Here is a 20,216-nt window from a genome sequence, read left to right as displayed (position 1 = left end):
AATGATATATATTTATTTATTCTTACGCTGCTGTTCCTTACTTCTTGCTGTCACCTCCCTAAAAAGGAATTTACCTACATACGCTTTCTTAATACGTGGAAGCTAAATTTATCAGCTCTAAAGTAATTGATAGAATATAAGATTGGCTCATCATTTTGATCATAGTGCATTTGTTTTAATACAAGCAGTGCTGTTTCAGGCTCACATTCTAAAATTGGTGAGATTTTAGGGTGATAGCCAATTGGCTCAATGTGAGCAACCGCATATGTTATGCGCTTATGCGTGTTATTATGTATCACCGTTAATAATGATTCCTCATTGTAACCCGATAAGTCTGGCAATATTTCTTTTGCAAGTTTATCGATACAATACACAACAGGTTCCCCATCTGCTGTACGCACGCGTTCAATCATCACTGCATTAAAACCATCTTCACTATTAAACTTCTCTTTTTCCTCTTCTGTTAAAGTTGTAGTAGATGATGATAAAAAGATTGTTCCTGGTGTTTTCCCCACACTAGAAATCATATCTGTAATACTAGAAAGTTGTTCTATTCCAGAAGAAAATAATGGCTTTGCATTTACAAATGTCCCTACACCATGTCTACGAATGACAACATTTTCTTCTTCTAAAATACGCAACGCTTCCCTTAAAGTCGCTCTACTTACGCCAAGTTCTTTCGCTAAATCAAACTCTGATGGTAACTTTTGTCGTTCTTTATAAGCGCCATCTTTAATTTTTTCTTTGATGTGATCAATCACCCGTAGATATAGGTGACGACTATCAGATTTTACTGACATAAGACTCCCCCGCATTTCAATTATTCGACCTCTGATGTAAGACTTCTTTTCTCTTTTTTCAACTTACAACATAGTACAAATGACTAAACACCAAAATAAGTGTAATTGTCGAATAAATAATAATAATTTTTTAAAATAAAATTTTCACTCTTTATTGCATAAAAAAAACTTTGCACCATAAACATTCCTCATTTCGAGAAAAAGTTCGGCACAAAGATCCTTTACATCCTTTGTTACACACTTTTCCCCTCATAGTCTAGCAATTCATGGTTGCCAGGTAGAAACTTATGGACCTTATCTCCAAGATTATATGAGGCAGTGATTCTTTTCGAAGTAATCTTACCACTTGCTCTCATACGTGTCAACAAAATCTAACATTTTTCTGCATTAAATATCGAACATTTACATAAAACATACTCAAAGTATTCGTATTCTAAAGGGCACCCCTAAATGTAAGCCCTTTCTTTATCGCTGAGTATAGTATATAACAAAAACACTATATAAAAAAGCCTAATTGTAAAAACAATTAGGCTTTTTTTAAGAACTTTTTTCTTGTACATCATTAATGAGTACTTCTCTCGGTTTACTCCCTTCATACGGACCTACTACACCATTCATTTCCATTGCATCAATTAGGCGAGCAGCTCGCGTATAACCTACTCTAAACCTACGTTGTAACATAGAAACAGATGCTGTTTGCATTTCCACTACAAGTTGAACCGCTTCATCATATAATTCATCTTCTACTTCCTGCTTCGTATCAGGAACATCTTGCGGAATCATATCTTCTTGATATTGTGCTTTTTGCTGTCCAATAACATATTCTACAACTCTCTCAACTTCATCATCTGATAAAAATGCGCCTTGTACACGTACAGGTTTCGATGCACCAATTGGTATAAACAGCATGTCTCCACGACCTAGTAGCTTCTCTGCACCACCACCGTCAAGAATTGTACGAGAATCTGTTTGAGAAGATACAGCGAATGCAATACGTGATGGAATATTTGCTTTAATAACACCCGTAATAACGTCAACTGACGGACGTTGCGTTGCAATAATTAAATGAATACCAGCAGCACGAGCCATTTGCGCTAGACGCATAATCGCATCCTCTACATCAGACGAAGCAACCATCATTAAATCTGCTAACTCGTCCACAATTACTACAATATAAGGTAATTCGGGTTGTTTCGCTTCTGATTGACTATTATGCTCTTTTATATAATCGTTGTATCCTTCAATGTTACGTGTACCACTATGAGCAAACAATTCATAACGACGTTCCATTTCACTCACAACTTTTTTCAATGCTTGCGATGCTTTTTTCGGGTCAGTTACAACTGGCGTTAACAAATGAGGCACACCGTTATATACATTTAGCTCTACCATTTTCGGGTCAATCATCATTAATTTTACTTCATGTGGTTTTGCACGCATTAAAATACTAACAATAATACCGTTAATACATACACTTTTCCCGCTACCTGTCGCACCAGCTACGAGTAAATGAGGCATTTTATTTAGCCGGGCTAATACAGCTTCACCTGTAATATCTCGGCCAAGACCAATTAACAACTTCTCTTCCGGATGATTATTAGCCTTAGAGTCAAGAACTTCCCTCAGCGTTACCATCGAAACTTCTGAGTTTGGAACTTCGATCCCTACAGCTGATTTCCCGGGAATTGGCGCTTCAATACGAATGTCCTTTGCAGCTAAAGCAAGGGCTAAATCATCACTTAAACTGACAATTTTGCTTACCTTTACCCCCATATCAGGATACACTTCATATTTTGTAACTGCAGGACCTCTATGCACTTTTGTTACTTTCGCTTTCACTCCGAAACTTTGGAATGTACGTTCTAATTTACGAGCATTCTCATAAATTTCCGCATTTTCATTTGTAACTTGCTTATTCTTTGGAAATTTTAATATATCAAGTGAAGGAAGCTTGTAATCTTTATTTTCTACATTTGAAAATTGAATAGGAGGTGCTTGCGCTTCACTCTCTAACGATTCAACAATTTTTTCTCCACGCTTTTTCTTTGGTTCTTCAATTGGCGGAGTCTCTTCAATAAACGGTGAAGTGATCAACTCTTCTTGCTCTACTTCGATTCGTTTATCCTCTTCTTCATTTACAGGATAATTCTCAGTGAAATTCGAAATAATCGGAGGATCAATTGAGATTTCTTCCATCGGCTCAATAATTTCTTCTTGTTCTGCAGCACGTTTGCTTCTTGTGCTTCTTGTTGTTTTTTTCTTTTCTGTTTGTTCAGCCGTTCTTTTGGCTCTCCAATCTTTATAATCCCCTTGCATCACTTGAAACTGACTTCTAAGAATTCTACCAACTGGAGCTAACACTTCTCCAATATGCTTATTTGTTATACAAAGTATACCGAGAATAACTAGAATAATACCAATGATATAAGCTCCTACTTCGTCAAATAAGAAGTAACATGTTGCGAACATAAGCGCACCAAACATACCACCACCTAAATGAACGCTATCTGGCCCCTTTTTCATTTCAAGAAAGAAGTTATCTTTCGTACTCACAATAACAGAAGTATTTTGCACTGCTCCATCTTTTGTAAGAAGGTTAAATAATGTAATATGACTAAACATTAATATCGCCAATACAATTAAATAAAATCCAATTAATCGTTTATTTAAAAGGTTCGGCCATCCGCGTTTTATAACAAAGGAAACCGATAAAGCTATTACACCTAACACACCAATTATGTACCACTCACCAAAGAAGAAGCGAAAAAATAACACAAACGATTTCCCTACAACGCCTAGCTGTAAAATCGTAATGATTGAAAGTGCAAAAAGAGTTAAACCGACGATTTCATAATACAAAGTTGGCTTTATCGTACGTCTTGCCTTTGCCTTCGTCCCTCTTTGCTTTTGTTTTGCCATTTCTTCACCTCGTGTTCTACATATAAGTAAAGCTCCCTTCAAAACGCTCTATTTATATGTCTGTTTTCTCTATTTTTCTGGTCTTTATATCTTCTATTTTTACACTTCTTGTAAAATGCTAAATAAACAGAAGAAAGCAGCCTACTCATGGCTGCTCAACCGTCTTGTTTTTTATATTATACCATAGCTTCTAAACAAAATCCTTCTTTTTGCTAAAAGGTTATTTTCTGACCGGGCTCAAACTCTAAATAGTGAAGTGGGTCCGTACTTAGCACACGTACAATAGAATAACATCCATGTTCCTCTTCAGAAACCATTAATTCCACACCATTTATATTTACAACTTTTTGACTTTCACATTGTGAATAATCGACCGGATACACAAGTTGCTCTGGCATAATTGTATATAAAATCATTGTAGCATTGTCCCTTCTGTACTATCTTCCGCACGAACATCTATTAATTCGTTTAATTTTCGAATCGCATTTCCAATACCGCCGACATCATCTATAAGACCGTACTTTACTGCATCCCCACCAATTACATTCGTCCCAATATCTCGCGTTAAATTTCCTTTCGCAAACATAAGCTCTTTAAAACGATCTTCTGTTACTTTCGAGTGCTTCGTCACAAAACGAATGACTCTTTCTTGCATCTTATCCAAATACTCAAATGTTTGTGGCACACCTATGACAAGACCTGTTAAACGAATTGGATGAATTGTCATCGTCGCAGTTTCCGCAATAAACGAATAGTCAGTAGAAACAGCAATCGGTACACCGATGGAATGTCCCCCACCTAAAACTAGAGATACTGTTGGTTTTGAAAGTGAAGCTACCATTTCAGAAATTGCTAGCCCAGCTTCAACGTCACCTCCAACTGTATTTAATATTAAAAGCAAACCTTCAATTTTCGGATTTTGTTCAATCGCAACAATTTGCGGAATGATATGCTCATATTTTGTTGTTTTATTTTGCGGTGGTAATTGAACATGACCTTCCACTTGTCCGATAATCGTTAAACAATGAATACGTGATTCATTCATCTGTGGTACATTTGTCTGTCCAAGCTGTTGAATTTTTTCAACTATTGAAGCCTCTTTTCCAGCTTCTTTTGGCTCAGCTTCTTTTTCTTCATTTGTATATCGATCACGTTCTGTCATTTCGCATCCCCTTTCACTCGTATATAACTATTATTTCTTAAGTTATAAATTTCATTCGATAGGGTTAAAAAGAAAAAAGATCACCCATAAGGGTGATCTTTTTATACTTCCATAATAATCGGTAAAATCATAGGTTTTCTCTTTGTCTCTTCGTACAAGAACTGTCCTAATAATTCACGAATATTTTGTTTTAACATTGACCATTCAATTGAATATTCTTTAATTGACTGCTCAACAATCATACGTACAATCTCTGTAGATCGTTCAATTAACGCTTCTGATTCACGAACATATACGAAACCACGTGAAATGATTTCTGGGCCAGAGATAATTTTCTTTTCATCTTTACCAAGCGTTACAACAACTACTAGTATTCCATCTTGAGATAACATCTTTCTATCTCGAAGAACGATATTACCAACGTCACCTACACCTAATCCATCAATTAAAACATTACCAGCTTGTACTTTACCGACTAAGTTTGCTTCATCGTCACCAAAAGCAATTACATCGCCTTTTTCTACGATAAAGATATTTTCTCTTGTAATACCTACATCTTCAGCTAAATATGCATGTGCTTTTTGCATACGGAACTCACCATGTACGGGTACAAAGTACTTTGGTTTCATTAAATTTAACATTAATTTTAATTCTTCTTGGCTACCGTGACCTGACACGTGAACTTTTCGTTCGCCGTAATAAACAACTTCAGCTCCAGCTCTAAATAACAAATCAATAATTTTTGATACAGATATTTCATTACCCGGAATTGGCGAAGCAGCAATGATAACAGTATCACCTTTACGAATTGAAATTTGTTTATGCGCTTGTTTTGCCATTCTAGATAGAGCAGCCATCGGTTCACCTTGACTACCTGTCGTTAAAATAGCTACCTTTTTCTCTGGGAAGTTGTCTACTTCTTGTAATGAAATAACCATACCTTCTGGAACATCTAAATAACCAAGACGTCTTGCAATGTCTACTACTTTCACCATACTACGTCCTACTACTGCTACTTTTCGCCCTGTTTCAGCAGCTGCATCAAATACTTGTTGAATACGATGTACATTCGATGCAAATGAAGCAACGATAATGCGACCTTCTGCGCCGTAGAACACTTTAGAGATTTCTACACCAACTTCTTTTTCTGAACCTGTATAGCCTGGGCGCTCTGCGTTTGTACTATCAGATAATAAGCAAAGTACGCCTTCATTTCCGATTTGTGCCATTTTACCAAGGTCTGCTCCACTATTTCCAATTGGAGTTTGATCGAATTTAAAGTCTCCCGTATATACGACTGCACCTTTTGATGTATGGAAACAAACGCCAACAGAATCCGGAATACTATGTGTCGTTCCGAAGAATGACACCGTTGTAGTGTTAAATTCTACTGTTGAATTTGAATCGATTGTTTTTAGGTCTACACGGCCTAACATGCCCGCTTCACCAAGTTTTTCTTGTATAAGTCCTACTGTTAATTTCGTTGCATAGACTGGAATAGATAATTTACGAAGTACATACACAATTCCACCAATATGATCTTCATGACCGTGAGTAATAAATAAACCTTTTACTCGCTCTTGATTTTCCACTAAATATGTAATATCAGGAATAACGATATCAATTCCAAACATTTCATCTCCCGGGAACATTAACCCTGCATCTACGATAAAGATTTCAGAATCAATTTCAACACAGTACATGTTTTTCCCGATTTCACCTACTCCACCAAGAGCAAATACTTTAACAGACTCATTCTCTTTTCTCTTCATGTTGTTGCCTGGTTTAAAAATCTTGCAAACACTGATTTCACTAAAATTGCAGAGACACCAGGGGAAACTCTACAACCACCATATTTTCACCGTCCAAGACGAATGTCCTTACCGTTATGCGATATCATGTCCTTGTTTATTTTTTAAACCAGGTTTCACCTCTCTTTCATTATATAAATCAAATATCTTATTCGATATGATATGAAAATTTAATTAAATTATAATTTTTCCCAATTTTGCTAAGCATACCCGTACTAAGCTACTTAGCCATATTATACCTGATACAAGAAATAGAACACAAGTTAAATCGTGCGAAAGAAAGAGGAAAAGAACGGAATGACAACAAAAGTATCGAACGTATTTCCTTTATATTTACTCCGATTTTATACTCCATATTATTTTGAAGAACTAGCCATACATACGCTAAATTCATTTCATAATAGGGAGTTTCAAGATTTATTTTTCTAGAATCCAACAAAAACACTTACAAAATGGAGTTTTTTTATGAATTACGTCACATTTGAGGGGATTTCTCTAAAAACAGACACCGTAGTTTATTACGTTTATGCCATAATATCTATCATTTTTTGACTCAGTTAAAGGGGTACGATTATTTTCTTATACACATAATGAAGAAGCGATTAATATTCTTATAAGAACACATATAAGTAAGAAAAAGAGGAAAAGATTTGCATATAGTAAAAAATGACCTAGTTCTACACTAGGTCATTTTTTATTAACGAGGGATAGATTGCATTACAGATTGTAACGTTACTCTTTCTTCTTCTGTTAATGGAAGAAGTGGTAAACGTACAGAACCTACATCTAATCCAACCATTTGTAACGCTGTTTTTACTGGAGTTGGACTTGGCGCCATAAATAATGAATCAGTTACTCTTACAAGTAATTGATGTAATTTTTGTGCCTTCTTAAATTCTCCTGCTTGAAATGCTGTAATCATTTCTTGCATTTCGTTTCCGATAACATGAGAGGCTACCGAAACGATACCTTTCGCTCCAACTGCCATAGCTGGTAACGTTAAACCGTCATCACCGCTGTATACCGCAAAGTCGTCCGCTGTTTTTTCAATGATTTCTGTCATTGTTAACACATCGCCGCCGGCATCTTTAATAGCAACAATGTTTTCTATTTCTGATAAACGAACAACTGTATCAACGGAGATTTGTACAATAGATCGTCCTGGAACGTTATATAGCATAACCGGAAGCGGCGTGCTTTCAGCAATTGCTTTAAAATGCTGATACATTCCTTCTTGACTCGGTTTGTTATAATACGGTGCTACTAGCATTACTGCATCCACACCAACTTCTGTTGCCTTTTTAGTTAAGTCAATAGAAGCATGCGTATTATTGCTACCTGTTCCAGCGATTACGGGCACTCTTTTATCGACAACAGATACGACATGGCGATATAACGCTACTTTCTCTTCTGAAGTTAATGTAGGAGATTCTCCTGTCGTTCCTCCTACCACGATTGCTGTTGTACCGTTATCAATTAAATAATTTACCAATTTCGTTGTCTTTGCAAAATCGATATTCCCGTTTATATCAAACGGTGTTACCATCGCGGTTGCAATTGTCCCAAAATCTATCATGGTCTCACTCCTTATTGTTCCAGTTGCTTTTCTTTTGAAAGCTCAAACGCACTATGTAATGCATTTACAGCCTCCACTAAATCAGTTTCTTTTACAAGAACCCAAATTGTTGTATGACTATCTGCCGATTGCAGGATTTGAATACCTTTTTCCGCTAAAGCTGTAACGATTTTCGCAGTAACCCCTGGGTATCCTGCCATTCCAGCCCCAACGATAGATACTTTCGCACAATGTTCTGTCACAATTGGCTCATATCCAAGGTTCTGTAATAATTTAACTGCATGACTTGATACATTATCACTCACCGTATATGCTACGCCAGTAGGTGAAATATTAATTAAATCAACACTTATTCCTTCGTTCGCCATCTCTTTAAACACATGTTGTTGCAAATCATATGCCGTTTCTTTTGCAAGCACTTTAATTTGCGTTACGTTTGATACGTGGGCAATGCCTGTAACAGGACGTTCTTCTACATCACGACCTCTTGTAGCACCGTCATATGCTGAAATAAGCGTACCTTCACTATCAGAATACGTAGAACGTACACGAAGTGGCACTTTTGCATGCATCGCAATTTCAACTGCACGTGGATGAACGACTTTCGCACCTTGATAAGCCATGTTACAAATTTCGTTATACGTTACAGTTTGAAGATGACGTGCATCTTTTACAATACGAGGATCCGCAGTCATAACACCTTCTACATCAGTGAATATATCGATGTATTCAGCATGAAGTGCAACACCTAATGCTGAAGCTGAAGTATCACTACCTCCGCGTCCAAGTGTTGTCGTATCACCTTTTTTCGTTTGTCCCTGGAATCCTGTAACGACGATTACATCTACATTTTCTAACTCTTCATGTATACGATCGCAATTCATTTCAATAATCTTTGCATTCGTAAAGTCATCATTCGTTACAAAACCAGCTTGTGCACCATTTAATGCTGCTGCTTTTATACCGTTCTCATTCAACATATTAGAGAAAACAATTGCAGAGATTAACTCTCCACACGATAATAATAAATCTTGCTCACGCTTAGAAATAGTAGATTCCTCTTGATTTACAAGACTTAATAACGTATCCGTTGCATATGGTTCACCTTTACGGCCCATAGCAGATACGACAGTAACTACTTTATAACCAGCAGCTAATGATTTTTTTATATGATGAAGCGCATGCTTACGTCCATTGTCATCACGTACTGATGTGCCACCAAATTTTTGAACAATTATTTTCATATTTTGCACCTTCTCTTAGCCGTTTACACTAATTGTAATTTTACTAAGCGCTCTGCAATTTGAACAGAATTCCATGCAGCGCCTTTTAATAAGTTATCAGATACGACCCAAAGATGGAATCCTTTATCGTTATTTAAATCTTTACGGATTCTTCCAACGAATACTTCGTTTTTACCTACTGCAGTAGCTGGCATTGGATATAACTGCTCTTCTGGATTATCTTGTAGAACAATACCTTCCGCATTTGCAAGTAAGCTCTTTAATTCTGCTACTGTTACGCCTTCTTTTTCTACTTCGATGTAAACAGACTCAGAGTGTCCTGATACAACTGGTAAACGTACACATGTTGCCGCTACTTCTAATTCAGGCATATGCATAATTTTTTTCGTTTCGTTAATCATTTTCATTTCTTCAAACGTAAATCCATTATCTTGGAATTTATCAATCTGTGGAATCGCATTAAAAGCAATTGGGAAATGCTTCTTATCACCTGATACAGGAAGAACATTTGCCTTAACTTCTTCGCCATTTAAGATTGCTTGTGATTGTTCATGCAGTTCTTCAATAGCTGCCGCACCAGCACCTGATACAGCTTGATATGTGGAAACGATTACTCGTTTTAAACCATATTGCTGACGAACTGGCTCAAGAGCTACTACCATTTGAATTGTAGAACAGTTTGGATTTGCAATAATACCATTATGTTCTTTTAAGTCGTTTTCATTTACTTCAGGTACAACAAGTGGCACGTTTTCTGTCATACGGAATGCACTTGTATTATCAACAACAATCGCACCGCGTTTTGCTGCTTCTGGCGCTAATTGTTTCGATACAGATCCACCAGCACTAAATAGTGCAATATCTACTCCTTCAAAGCTTTCAGGAGTTGCCTCTTGAACTGTAAATTCTTCGCCTTTAAATACAAGTTTCTTACCTGCAGATCGTTTAGATGAAAGTAACGTTAATTTCCCGATTGGAAATTCTCGTTTCTCTAAAGTATTTAACATTTGTTCACCAACTGCGCCGGTTGCTCCAACTACAGCGACATGAAAAGTTTTTTGCTTTTCCATCACTATGCCCCTTTCTAGATACCAATCCTTCTATAACTTAGAATCAGAAGGAGTATACAATACCCCTTCTAATCTTAATAACGTTAATTTTATCATATTCTACAGTAAGAATGATGGTTTCATCAAAAATTGTCCGTTTTTTTTCGTTTTTTAATTCATATATCTGAATTTTTCTACGACCACCGGTTGCAATTGCTTCCCTTGCAGCGCTTCTAATACTGTATCTTCAAGCAACTCCATACGAGCTACCATTGAGTTCGGTTTTTTCTCTGGTGCATCTTGCCCGAATGGGACGAAGTAGATGTTTTTTGTGGCCATTAGGCGCATGAGATTTACCCCATTTAATCCTAAAGCATCATTCGTCGAAACTGCCAATACGACAGGCTTGCCATTTCTTAGCGTCGCTTTTGCTGCCATTAGTACTGGAGAGTCTGTCATTGCATTTGCAAATTTACTCATAGAATTTCCTGTTAAAGGAGCGATTACCATGCAGTCTAATGGAATTTTAGGTCCAAGTGGCTCTGCTCCAACAATTGAATTAATTGCTTTAAAACCTGTTATTTCTTCAATCTTCTTAATCCACTCTGCTCCTTCTCCAAATCTAGTATTTGTTGATTGAACAGTGTATGAAACAACAGGACGTACTTCTGCTCCTTCAGCAATTAATTTTTCTAAGTGCGGCATAACTTCCTCATACGTACAATGTGAACCTGTAAATCCGAAACCAATTCGTTTCCCCTTCAAACTCATTTCTTTTCCTCCTCCTTTGCGATTGCATCTGCTGCTAATAAATGAGAAAGAACATTTGCTAAGATTTGCCCAGCCGTTTTTGGGGCAACAATACCTGGTAATCCAGGTGCTAGCAATGCTTTGACTCCTCTTTTTTCTGCATATCTAAAGTCGGTACCGCCTGGTTTAGAAGCTAAATCAATCACTAACGTATGAGCTGGCATTTTTGCAATAACATTCGCTGTTACAACGAGGTGCGGAATCGTATTAATTACAATATCGATATTTCCTACTTCTTTCTCTATGTCTTGCATATGAAAAGGAGAAAACATCATTTCTGTAATACGTGCAATATGTTCAGATCGTCTTGCTCCAACTTTGACATGGGCTCCTAATGATTGAAATGCTCTCGCAACACTCATTCCTGTTCTACCAAATCCTAGAACCATTACATTGGACCCATGAATTGTATAGTCGGTATGTTGAATTACCATCATTAATGTACCTTCTACCGTTGGAATAGAATTGTATATTGCTACATCATCACGATCAAATAATTTAACAAGTTTTCGGTTCGTAGTAGATACGAGATTTTCCAAGTAAGGTGTACCAATACCTGAATATATAGTAAAGTGTTCTGGTGTATTTTCAATTTGTTCTTTCGTTATTGAAACTTTTTCATTTGAAAAAATAGTATCTACTTCTCCTTTGGCATTTGTACCGGCAACCGGCAAAATAATTGCGTCTACAGAAGTGAAATCTAAATTTTGTATACTTTCTTTTGCTGCCCCTGTGAAACCATGATCTAACTGATCAAAACCTATCAAAGAAAGTTTCGCATCCAATTCAACTAGCTTACGAATTACTTCTAGCTGTCTTGCATCTCCTCCTATGACAGCAATATGCATCTCAGTCAACATTCCCTAATTCACCTTCTTTTTCTGTCATTTATAAGAAAAGTGCCTACTTTTTCTTTTTCCTCCACATCATATGTAATGTACGAGTTTATGGTGATTGAAAATCCAAATGCACATATGATTTATCAGGTTTCTATGTAGATACAAAAAAAGATGACCAAAATGGCCATCCTTCACTCCGAATTTGAACGATCTATACTATCACAAAGGAGCACGTGTCCGACTTTCTTTATTTGACTCCATGCCACCCTTACTTCTTGTGGTTCCTTTTTAAAACCTCCCCACTTCCCTACAGGTATTATAAGTGTTTGTATTTGTCCGTCTTTCTCATTAATCTCTAAATCCATATAACCTAAGACTCCCATTTTTTCCGCTTTTTCTATATCTACAACCTCTTTACCACTTAATTCACTTAATCGCATACACACTCCACTCCCCTAATGAATTTTTCATTTGCATTGTCTATAATTAGTACCTATTCTATATGTATAAAAAAAATAACCTTCTCTCATTTAAAAAGAAAGAAGGTTATTTTCAGATACATCGTAAAAATTGATTATAGTTTTATTCCTTTTGGAAGTTTTCCGTCTGGACTAATAAGTGCCGCAGAGAACTCGTCAGTAAACATATTGCGAATTAATCCGTCCACATTTTCTTTTGTTACAGTGTTTACACTTTCAATAATCTCATCAAGTGAACGATGTTTACGAAGAAGCAATTCATTTTTACCGTTACGGCTCATACGGCTATTTGTACTTTCTAAACTTAACATTAAGTTTCCTTTTAATTGCTCTTTACTATTCATAAGCTCTTTTTCTGTAATACCTGTATTTTTCAATGTCTCTAATGTTTCTTGCATTGTTTCATACAATGTATCTAATTGTTGGCTACCTGTTCCACCGTAAAGTGTTAACATGCCTGTATCTTCATAAGAAGAGTGGTAAGAAAATACTGAGTAAGCTAATCCACGTTGCTCACGTACTTCTTGGAATAAACGGCTACTCATGCTACCGCCTAAAACATTATTTAATACAATTAAGTTATAAATATCTTCGTGTCCCATTTGTAAGCCTTTATATCCTAGACATAAATGAGCTTGTTCCGTTTCTTTTTTACGGGCTACCTTATTGAAATGGAAAATTGGGCTATGTACTTGTTCACGGTTTGTTGTTCCTTCATAACTACCGAAATATTGCTCCACTGTTTGTAAAAATGCTTCATCAATATTTCCTGCGATTGATACAACTACATTTTCAGGTGTGTAATGATCTTTTATATATTGACGTAACGTATCACCTGTAAACGTATTAAGCGTTTCTTCTGTTCCTAAAATAGGATATCCAAGTGGATGCGTTTCATATGTTGCTTTCGTTAACATATCATGCACAATATCATCTGGAGCATCTTCGTACATTTTAATTTCTTCACATACGACATTCTTCTCTTTTTTCAGTTCTTCCTCATCAAATGTTGAATTAAAGAACATGTCTGCTAAAACATCTAAAGCATATTTAGCATGTTCATCTAGTACTTTTGCATAGTAACAAGTGTATTCTTTTGAAGTAAAAGCATTCACTTGCCCACCAATGCTATCAAATGATTCTGCAATTTCGCGTGCACTACGTGTTTCTGTCCCTTTAAAGAACATATGCTCTAAAAAGTGAGAAATCCCGTTATTTTTTTCATTTTCATTTCTTGATCCCGCATGGATCCAAATACCAATCGCAACCGATCTTACAGTTGGTATATTCTCCATAACTATTCTTACACCATTTTTACAAGTATATTTTTTAATCAAAAACTTTCCTCCTACTGCCAGTTTCTCTAAATAAGTGCTATTATTTAATGATAACAAGTTTAAGGATGAATGTCATGCAAATGTATTTAATCCACACGTTTTTCATCCAGTAATTCTGTTATATTCCCCACTTTATATCCTTGTTCCTTCAATTTTTTAATCATTGTATCTAATGCTTCTGCCGTTGACGAAGTAGGATGCATTAATACGATAGCACCTGGGTGTATTTTTCTCATTACTCTCTGCAATAGTACATCTGGCTCAGGTCGCTTCCAATCGATTGTATCGACAGTCCACATAATCGTTCCCATTTGGAAATCATCAGCGATTTTCACGACTTCATCCCGAAAACTTCCACTCGGCGGGGCAAACCATCTTACTTTTTGATTCGTTACTACTTCTATCATTCGATTTGTTTTTTGTAACTGCTCTCGTATTTCATCAGACGATAGCGTTTTCATATTAGGGTGAGTATAAGAATGATTTCCGACTTCTTGATTTGCATCGACAATCATTTTTGCAAATCGTAAATTTTCTTTCACCCAACGTCCTTCTAAAAAGAAAGTGGCCTTCACATCATGCTTTTTCAATATCTCTAATATGCGAGGCAAATACTCATTTCCCCATGCCACATTTATTGTTAATCCTACCATCTTTTTATTTGGATGGCCTCTATAAATTGGAGCGGGTGATAAATCTTCTAAATGAACACTCGGTGAGACTTCTTTGAATTCAAGATATTTTTGATCAAATTCCTTTAGCTTCTTCATATTATTATACGATGCTTCAATATCCACTTGTCTTCCATTATATCCAGGTGTTGCCTTCCATATTTTATCAATCATCGCATTTTGAGGTGCAATCTCATACTTTTTTGCATGCTTTTGAATTTCTTCATGCAAGTTATCTTGTGCAAAAACAGAATAAGAGCCTAAACTGACATATAAAGAAAATATACATATGTATGCCAATATACGAACTTTCATATAAACCCTCCCAAATTAACTATATAAAAACATTTTCTTCTTATCTTTGTTAATTTGAGCGTTATAATGAAAACTATACCTATGCTGACATAAAAATATATATAAATCATATTTTTACATAACAAAAAAAGCCAGTTAAACTGGCTTTTACTTATTGCTGCTCTTGTTTGTTTTCTTCTTTAGCAGCTTCTTTTTCTTGCTCTTCTTTTAGCAATACTTTTCTAGATAGATTTACGCGACCTTGCTTGTCAATCTCGATAACTTTAACTGTAATTACATCACCGATTTTTACAACGTCTTCTACTTTACCTACACGCTCAAGTGCAAGTTCAGAAATATGAACTAATCCATCTTTACCGCTGAATAATTCAACGAAAGCACCGAATTTCTCAACACGTTTCACTTTTCCTTCGTAGATTTCACCTACTTGTACTTCGCGAACGATATCTTCGATAATTTTCTTAGCTTTGTCGTTCATTTCTTGGTTTATTGAAGAAATGAATACTGTGCCATCTTGCTCGATGTCAATTTTAACGCCAGTTTCTTCAATAATTTTATTGATTTGTTTACCGCTCGGTCCGATAACGTCACGGATTTTATCTGGATTAATTGTCATTGTAATAATCTTTGGAGCGTACGCTGATAATTCAGTGCGTGGCTCTGGAATAACAGATAACATATGATTTAGAATGTGCACACGACCAACTTTCGCTTGTTGTAATGCCTCTTCTAAAATTTCACGAGATAGACCATCGATTTTAATGTCCATTTGTAGTGCAGTTACACCTTGTGCTGTACCTGCTACTTTAAAGTCCATATCACCTAAATGATCTTCCATACCTTGAATATCAGATAAAATTGTGTAATGCTCACCAGTTTTAACTAGACCCATTGCAATACCTGCAACTGGAGCTTTAAGTGGAACACCAGCATCCATCATTGCTAAAGTACTACCACAAATACTTGCTTGTGAAGTAGAACCATTTGATTCTAAAACTTCAGATACAAGACGTACTGTGTATGGGAAATCTTTTTCAGATGGAATTACAGGCTCAAGTGCGCGTTCTCCTAGTGCACCGTGACCGATTTCACGACGACCTGGTCCACGCATTGGTCTTGTTTCACCAACACTAAATGATGGGAAATTGTAATGGTGCATAAAGCGTTTTGATTCTTCTACACCAAGACCATCTAAAATTTGCACATCGCCTAATGCACCTAATGTACAAATACTTAATGCTTGTGTTTGTCCACGAGTGAACAAACCAGAACCGTGTGTACGAGATAAAATACCAACCTCTGATGCTAATGGACGGATTTCGTCACCTTTACGGCCATCTGGACGGATTTTTTCAACTGTAATAAGACGACGTACTTCTTCTTTTACAATTTTATATAAAATCTCATTTACTTGTCCTAATGTATCAGCGTCAGCTTCCTGCGCTTCGTAATGCTCAATAACACGCTTTTTCACTTCGTTAATTGCATCTTCACGTGCATGTTTCTCATGTACTTGAATTGCTGAATGCATATCTTCTTCAGCCATTTCACGTACAGCTTGGTTAAGATCAGCGTCAACTTCATAAAGTTTCACTTCTGATTTCTCTTTACCTACAGCTTGTACAATCTCTTCTTGGAATGCAATTAGACGTTTAATTTCGTCATGACCAAACATAATTGCTTCTAACATTGTTTCTTCAGGTACTTGATCTGCTCCTGCTTCAACCATGTTAATCGCATCTTTCGTACCAGCTACAACTAAGTGGATATCACTTTGTTCTTGCTGTTCTACTGTTGGGTTAATAACGAATTCGCCATTAATACGGCCAACTGTCGCACCAGCGATTGGACCTTCAAATGGAATATCTGAAATCGATAACGCTAATGAAGAACCAAGCATAGCTGCCATTTCAGAAGAACAATCTTGATCAACACTCATTACAATGCTGACAACTTGTACTTCGTTACGGAAGCCATCTGCGAATAGCGGACGAATTGGACGGTCGATTAAACGACTTGCCAAAATTGCTTTTTCACTTGGACGACCTTCACGCTTAATAAAACCGCCAGGAATTTTTCCGACTGCATATAAACGCTCTTCATAGTTTACTGTAAGTGGGAAGAAATCTACATTTTTTGCTTCTTTTGATGCAGTTGCTGTAGATAGAACCGCTGTATCGCCATATCTTACTAATACTGCTCCGTTCGCTTGTTTTGCAAGCTGACCAGTTTCAACTGTTAGCTGGCGACCAGCTAAATCTATCGAGAAGACTTGCTTTTCTTGACTCATTTAAGTACCCCTCTCAATTTAAAGTATTCAATTCTTCTATGTAAATGGATAGTATATCACAATATTCTACCTCTAGTATTGCCTAAAATTAAGTAAGCTATAAAGCGTAGAAGATATATTTTTACCTAACAAAAAAGCGGGAATATTCCCGCTTCTTTGACTATCGACGTAAGCCAAGCTTTGTGATTAATTCACGGTAACGTGTGATATCGCTATTACGAAGGTAAGTTAGTAAGTTACGACGTTTACCAACCATCTTTAATAGACCACGACGTGAATGATGATCTTTCTTGTGAGTACGTAAGTGCTCGTTTAGAGTGTTAATTTGCTCCGTTAGGACAGCAATTTGAACCTCTGGAGAACCAGTATCAGTCTCATGAGTTCTAAATTGTGCAATGATTTCATTTTTACGTTCTTGTGTTAAAGCCATCCTATTTCACCTCCTATTAATTAAACCCCCAATTACCTAGCAAGCGTCGGTGAGTCGCAATGCCAAGCAATGGTTGTCATAAAGTACATAACATAGAATACTACTTTTCATTTGAAAAAGCAAGTATATTCTTTTCGCTCATAAAATATTCTTGTGCTGTTTTCTTATCTTTTGCGATTTGTTCAACTAACTCATCAATACCGTTGAATTTCTTTTCTGCTCTTATACGCATATGCCACTCTACTGTAACATTTTGATCGTATATATCTTTGTTAAATTCAAATAAGTGCACTTCAATTGATAATTGACGCTCATCTTCTTTAAAAGTCGGTTTATATCCAATATTACATACACCATCGTACCATTCATCGTGAACTTTTAATCTCACTGCATAAACACCTACAGGTGGCAATAAATACTCATCACTTAAACCTACATTAGCTGTCGGGAAACCAATTTGACGCCCACGTTTGTCGCCGTGTATAACTGTTCCCGCTACAGTATAGGCTCTACCTAAAATAGATGGAATTTGCTCCATTTCGCCATTTCGAATTAACTTTCGTAATGCTGTAGAACTTACTTTCTCTTCTTGAAATTCAACTTTTTCAATCACAGTCTGTGTAAACTCCCCTCTTGCATGAAATGGTAAAGTCTCCATCTTTCCTTTTCCTAAACGTCCATATGAATAATCAAACCCTGCTACTACATGCTTTACATTTAAACCAATAATATAATCATCTACAAATTGTTGCGGTAATAACCCTGCAAATGATTCATCAAATTTAATCACATATAATATATCGATTCCTAAGCTTTCGACTATTTTTTCTTTATCACGCATTGGTGTAATATACTCCACATGCGCATCCTTTTTCCCTAAAACAACAGATGGATGAGGATGAAATGTCATAACTGCACTTTTATATCCTCGTTCGTCCGCTATTTTTTTCGCAGTTCGAATTACACATTGATGTCCTAAATGAATGCCATCAAAAAATCCTAATGCCATTACAGTAGGTGGTAATTCTAATTTATTTTGTTCATGTGGATGAGTTAAATGAATAAGTTTCACGCTTGAATTCACCTTTTTCTGTAATAATCCTTCCAATAATTCATTATAGCTTTAGTTCTTGATTATTCACAAGTACTTTCATCGGCTTTAACATGCCAGGATGTTTCGGATGATGTTCATAAATTGCTAAGCAACGATCATTTTTATCAAACACTGTAATAAATGGTGCTGTTATTTCTAATTCATTCTTTAAGAACATACCATTCTTTATTTTCTCTGCTTGCTTTTCATCTACAACCATTTTTGGAAACTTACTTAATGCTTCATCAATTGAAATGAAGATAGACTCTACTGTTCCATTTTGCACGTTTTCTTCAATTTCTTCAAATGATATGCAATCTTCTAATAAAAATTCACCAGATGCCGTTCTTACAAGGTGAGACATATGTGATGGGAAACCAAGTTTCTCCCCGATCATTACAGCTAACGTTCTTACATATGTTCCTTTACTACACGTTACACGGAAACGGAATGAAATATTTTCTCCTTCAAAAACTTCACGATCATCAAGTAATACGAATTCATGAATTGTAATTGTACGAACTGGACGTTCCACCTCTTGTCCTGCTCTTGCATATTCATATAATTTTTTCCCGTTTACTTTTACAGCCGAGAACATTGGTGGCATTTGTTCAATCGTGCCTGTTAATTCCGCAAGGACTTTCTCTACTTCCATACGAGTAATAGTACGATCTACATTTTTCGTTTCAACAACCTCACCAGAAGCGTCTTCAGTTGTCGTTGAAAACCCTAATGTTACTTCACCTTCATATGTTTTCGTTTCACTTGTTAAAAATTGTGCAATTTTCGTTGCTCTTCCAACGCAAATTGGTAATACTCCTGTTACATCTGGATCTAATGTTCCCGTATGACCAATTCTCTTTTCTCGCAATATCTTTCTTAATTTAAATACACAATCATGTGATGTCATGCCTTTTGGCTTATGTAATAATACTACACCTTCCATATATGTTCACCTCATCATAATTCTTTCGTATTAAATATCCAAAACTTATTTTGCATTGAAAAAATGGATAGACAAATGTCTATCCATTATTCTTCACGTTTACCGTCTTTATTAATTTCATGTAAAAGTGTATCAATTCGATGACCATATCCGATAGACTCATCAAACTCAAAGGTAATTTCCGGTGTTTTACGAAGACGAATACGTTGGCCAATTTCTGAACGAATAAAGCCTTTTGCCTTCGCTAAACCTTTTAAAGTATTTTCTTTCTGTTCTTCGTCACCTAAAACAGAAATATATACTTTAGCAATTTGTAAATCACCACTCACTTGTACATCTGTTACTGTAACAAATCCAATACGTGGGTCTTTGATTTTACGACTGATAATATCGCCTAATTCTTTTTTCATTTGCTCGCCCACACGGTTCGCACGTAATTTCATAA

At 36.2% G+C, this 20,216-nt stretch carries 18 protein-coding genes and 1 riboswitch; all 18 genes read right to left on the bottom strand.

Going from position 1 to position 20,216, the window contains the following annotated elements:
• Positions 1-74 precede the first annotated feature (74 nt).
• The gene (locus ACTFRM_RS18610) at positions 75-800 is read right to left on the bottom strand and encodes a GntR family transcriptional regulator (protein WP_000114182.1); all 726 of its coding nucleotides are present in this window, start codon (positions 798-800) and stop codon (positions 75-77) included.
• Positions 801-1,032: 232 nt separating this feature from the next.
• Positions 1,033-1,134: riboswitch (purine riboswitch) on the bottom strand.
• A gap of 203 nt (positions 1,135-1,337) precedes the next feature.
• Positions 1,338-3,719, bottom strand: coding sequence for a DNA translocase FtsK (locus ACTFRM_RS18605; protein ID WP_001118779.1), 2,382 nt, complete (start codon positions 3,717-3,719; stop codon positions 1,338-1,340).
• 212 nt (positions 3,720-3,931) lie between these two features.
• Entirely contained in the window at positions 3,932-4,135 is a 204-nt protein-coding gene (locus tag ACTFRM_RS18600) for a YlzJ-like family protein (protein WP_000605036.1), read from the bottom strand.
• Complete coding sequence (gene tepA, locus ACTFRM_RS18595; protein ID WP_000139806.1) at positions 4,132-4,881, bottom strand: translocation-enhancing protein TepA; 750 nt, start codon at positions 4,879-4,881, stop codon at positions 4,132-4,134. The genes ACTFRM_RS18600 and tepA overlap by 4 nt, the downstream gene beginning before the upstream one ends.
• A 101-nt stretch (positions 4,882-4,982) precedes the next feature.
• Complete coding sequence (locus tag ACTFRM_RS18590; protein WP_000823096.1) at positions 4,983-6,653, bottom strand: ribonuclease J; 1,671 nt, start codon at positions 6,651-6,653, stop codon at positions 4,983-4,985.
• A 736-nt stretch (positions 6,654-7,389) separates the two neighbouring features.
• A complete protein-coding gene (dapA, locus tag ACTFRM_RS18585) occupies positions 7,390-8,268 on the bottom strand; it encodes a 4-hydroxy-tetrahydrodipicolinate synthase (RefSeq protein WP_000564763.1) in 879 nt (292 codons plus the stop codon).
• An 11-nt stretch (positions 8,269-8,279) separates the two neighbouring features.
• On the bottom strand, positions 8,280-9,512 hold the full coding sequence (dapG, locus tag ACTFRM_RS18580; protein WP_000692451.1) for an aspartate kinase: 1,233 nt from the start codon (positions 9,510-9,512) through the stop codon (positions 8,280-8,282).
• A gap of 23 nt (positions 9,513-9,535) precedes the next feature.
• Positions 9,536-10,582: an aspartate-semialdehyde dehydrogenase gene (gene asd, locus ACTFRM_RS18575; protein ID WP_000414846.1), complete on the bottom strand. Its 1,047-nt coding sequence runs from the start codon at positions 10,580-10,582 to the stop codon at positions 9,536-9,538.
• Between the two features lie 150 nt (positions 10,583-10,732).
• On the bottom strand, positions 10,733-11,332 hold the full coding sequence (gene dpaB / locus ACTFRM_RS18570) for a dipicolinate synthase subunit B (RefSeq protein WP_000053596.1): 600 nt from the start codon (positions 11,330-11,332) through the stop codon (positions 10,733-10,735).
• Positions 11,329-12,231 carry a dipicolinic acid synthetase subunit A gene (gene dpaA, locus ACTFRM_RS18565; protein ID WP_048538893.1) on the bottom strand — a complete coding sequence of 301 codons (903 nt, stop codon included), beginning with the start codon at positions 12,229-12,231 and terminating at the stop codon, positions 11,329-11,331. Before dpaA ends, dpaB begins: the two co-directional genes overlap by 4 nt.
• A gap of 170 nt (positions 12,232-12,401) precedes the next feature.
• A complete protein-coding gene (locus tag ACTFRM_RS18560) occupies positions 12,402-12,650 on the bottom strand; it encodes a YlmC/YmxH family sporulation protein (RefSeq protein WP_017656595.1) in 249 nt (82 codons plus the stop codon).
• A 134-nt stretch (positions 12,651-12,784) separates the two neighbouring features.
• Positions 12,785-14,026, bottom strand: a complete 1,242-nt coding sequence (locus tag ACTFRM_RS18555; RefSeq protein WP_000592996.1) for a M16 family metallopeptidase — start codon at positions 14,024-14,026, stop codon at positions 12,785-12,787.
• 86 nt (positions 14,027-14,112) lie between these two features.
• On the bottom strand, positions 14,113-15,012 hold the full coding sequence (locus tag ACTFRM_RS18550) for a polysaccharide deacetylase family protein (protein ID WP_000868217.1): 900 nt from the start codon (positions 15,010-15,012) through the stop codon (positions 14,113-14,115).
• Positions 15,013-15,163: 151 nt separating this feature from the next.
• The gene (gene pnp / locus ACTFRM_RS18545; RefSeq protein ID WP_000076737.1) at positions 15,164-17,302 is read right to left on the bottom strand and encodes a polyribonucleotide nucleotidyltransferase; all 2,139 of its coding nucleotides are present in this window, start codon (positions 17,300-17,302) and stop codon (positions 15,164-15,166) included.
• Between the two features lie 160 nt (positions 17,303-17,462).
• Positions 17,463-17,732: a 30S ribosomal protein S15 gene (gene rpsO / locus ACTFRM_RS18540; RefSeq protein WP_001229392.1), complete on the bottom strand. Its 270-nt coding sequence runs from the start codon at positions 17,730-17,732 to the stop codon at positions 17,463-17,465.
• Between the two features lie 100 nt (positions 17,733-17,832).
• A complete protein-coding gene (gene ribF, locus ACTFRM_RS18535; RefSeq protein ID WP_000766706.1) occupies positions 17,833-18,804 on the bottom strand; it encodes a bifunctional riboflavin kinase/FAD synthetase in 972 nt (323 codons plus the stop codon).
• A 43-nt stretch (positions 18,805-18,847) separates the two neighbouring features.
• On the bottom strand, positions 18,848-19,771 hold the full coding sequence (gene truB, locus ACTFRM_RS18530; protein WP_000399352.1) for a tRNA pseudouridine(55) synthase TruB: 924 nt from the start codon (positions 19,769-19,771) through the stop codon (positions 18,848-18,850).
• Between the two features lie 86 nt (positions 19,772-19,857).
• Positions 19,858-20,214, bottom strand: coding sequence for a 30S ribosome-binding factor RbfA (gene rbfA, locus ACTFRM_RS18525; RefSeq protein WP_000776437.1), 357 nt, complete (start codon positions 20,212-20,214; stop codon positions 19,858-19,860).
• Positions 20,215-20,216: the final 2 nt, after the last annotated feature.

Origin of the sequence: Bacillus cereus group sp. MYBK227-1, from assembly GCF_051916325.1 — a bacterium.
GTDB classification, from domain to species: domain Bacteria; phylum Bacillota; class Bacilli; order Bacillales; family Bacillaceae_G; genus Bacillus_A; species Bacillus_A cereus.
The sequence above is the reverse complement of the archived record's forward strand: the minus strand, read 5'-3'. Positions and strand labels throughout refer to the sequence as shown.

Excerpts from the sequence above, each read along its gene's own strand:
- ACTFRM_RS18610 (WP_000114182.1), bottom strand. The coding sequence starts at position 800 with ATGTCAGTAAAATCTGATAGTCGTCACCTATATCTACGGGTGATTGAT.
- ACTFRM_RS18605 (WP_001118779.1), bottom strand. The coding sequence starts at position 3,719 with ATGGCAAAACAAAAGCAAAGAGGGACGAAGGCAAAGGCAAGACGTACG.
- ACTFRM_RS18600 (WP_000605036.1), bottom strand. The coding sequence starts at position 4,135 with ATGATTTTATATACAATTATGCCAGAGCAACTTGTGTATCCGGTCGAT.
- tepA (WP_000139806.1), bottom strand. The coding sequence starts at position 4,881 with ATGACAGAACGTGATCGATATACAAATGAAGAAAAAGAAGCTGAGCCA.
- ACTFRM_RS18590 (WP_000823096.1), bottom strand. The coding sequence starts at position 6,653 with ATGAAGAGAAAAGAGAATGAGTCTGTTAAAGTATTTGCTCTTGGTGGA.
- dapA (WP_000564763.1), bottom strand. The coding sequence starts at position 8,268 with ATGATAGATTTTGGGACAATTGCAACCGCGATGGTAACACCGTTTGAT.
- dapG (WP_000692451.1), bottom strand. The coding sequence starts at position 9,512 with ATGAAAATAATTGTTCAAAAATTTGGTGGCACATCAGTACGTGATGAC.
- asd (WP_000414846.1), bottom strand. The coding sequence starts at position 10,582 with ATGGAAAAGCAAAAAACTTTTCATGTCGCTGTAGTTGGAGCAACCGGC.
- dpaB (WP_000053596.1), bottom strand. The coding sequence starts at position 11,332 with ATGAGTTTGAAGGGGAAACGAATTGGTTTCGGATTTACAGGTTCACAT.
- dpaA (WP_048538893.1), bottom strand. The coding sequence starts at position 12,231 with ATGTTGACTGAGATGCATATTGCTGTCATAGGAGGAGATGCAAGACAG.
- ACTFRM_RS18560 (WP_017656595.1), bottom strand. The coding sequence starts at position 12,650 with ATGCGATTAAGTGAATTAAGTGGTAAAGAGGTTGTAGATATAGAAAAA.
- ACTFRM_RS18550 (WP_000868217.1), bottom strand. The coding sequence starts at position 15,012 with ATGAAAGTTCGTATATTGGCATACATATGTATATTTTCTTTATATGTC.
- pnp (WP_000076737.1), bottom strand. The coding sequence starts at position 17,302 with ATGAGTCAAGAAAAGCAAGTCTTCTCGATAGATTTAGCTGGTCGCCAG.
- rpsO (WP_001229392.1), bottom strand. The coding sequence starts at position 17,732 with ATGGCTTTAACACAAGAACGTAAAAATGAAATCATTGCACAATTTAGA.
- truB (WP_000399352.1), bottom strand. The coding sequence starts at position 19,771 with ATGGAAGGTGTAGTATTATTACATAAGCCAAAAGGCATGACATCACAT.
- rbfA (WP_000776437.1), bottom strand. The coding sequence starts at position 20,214 with ATGAAATTACGTGCGAACCGTGTGGGCGAGCAAATGAAAAAAGAATTA.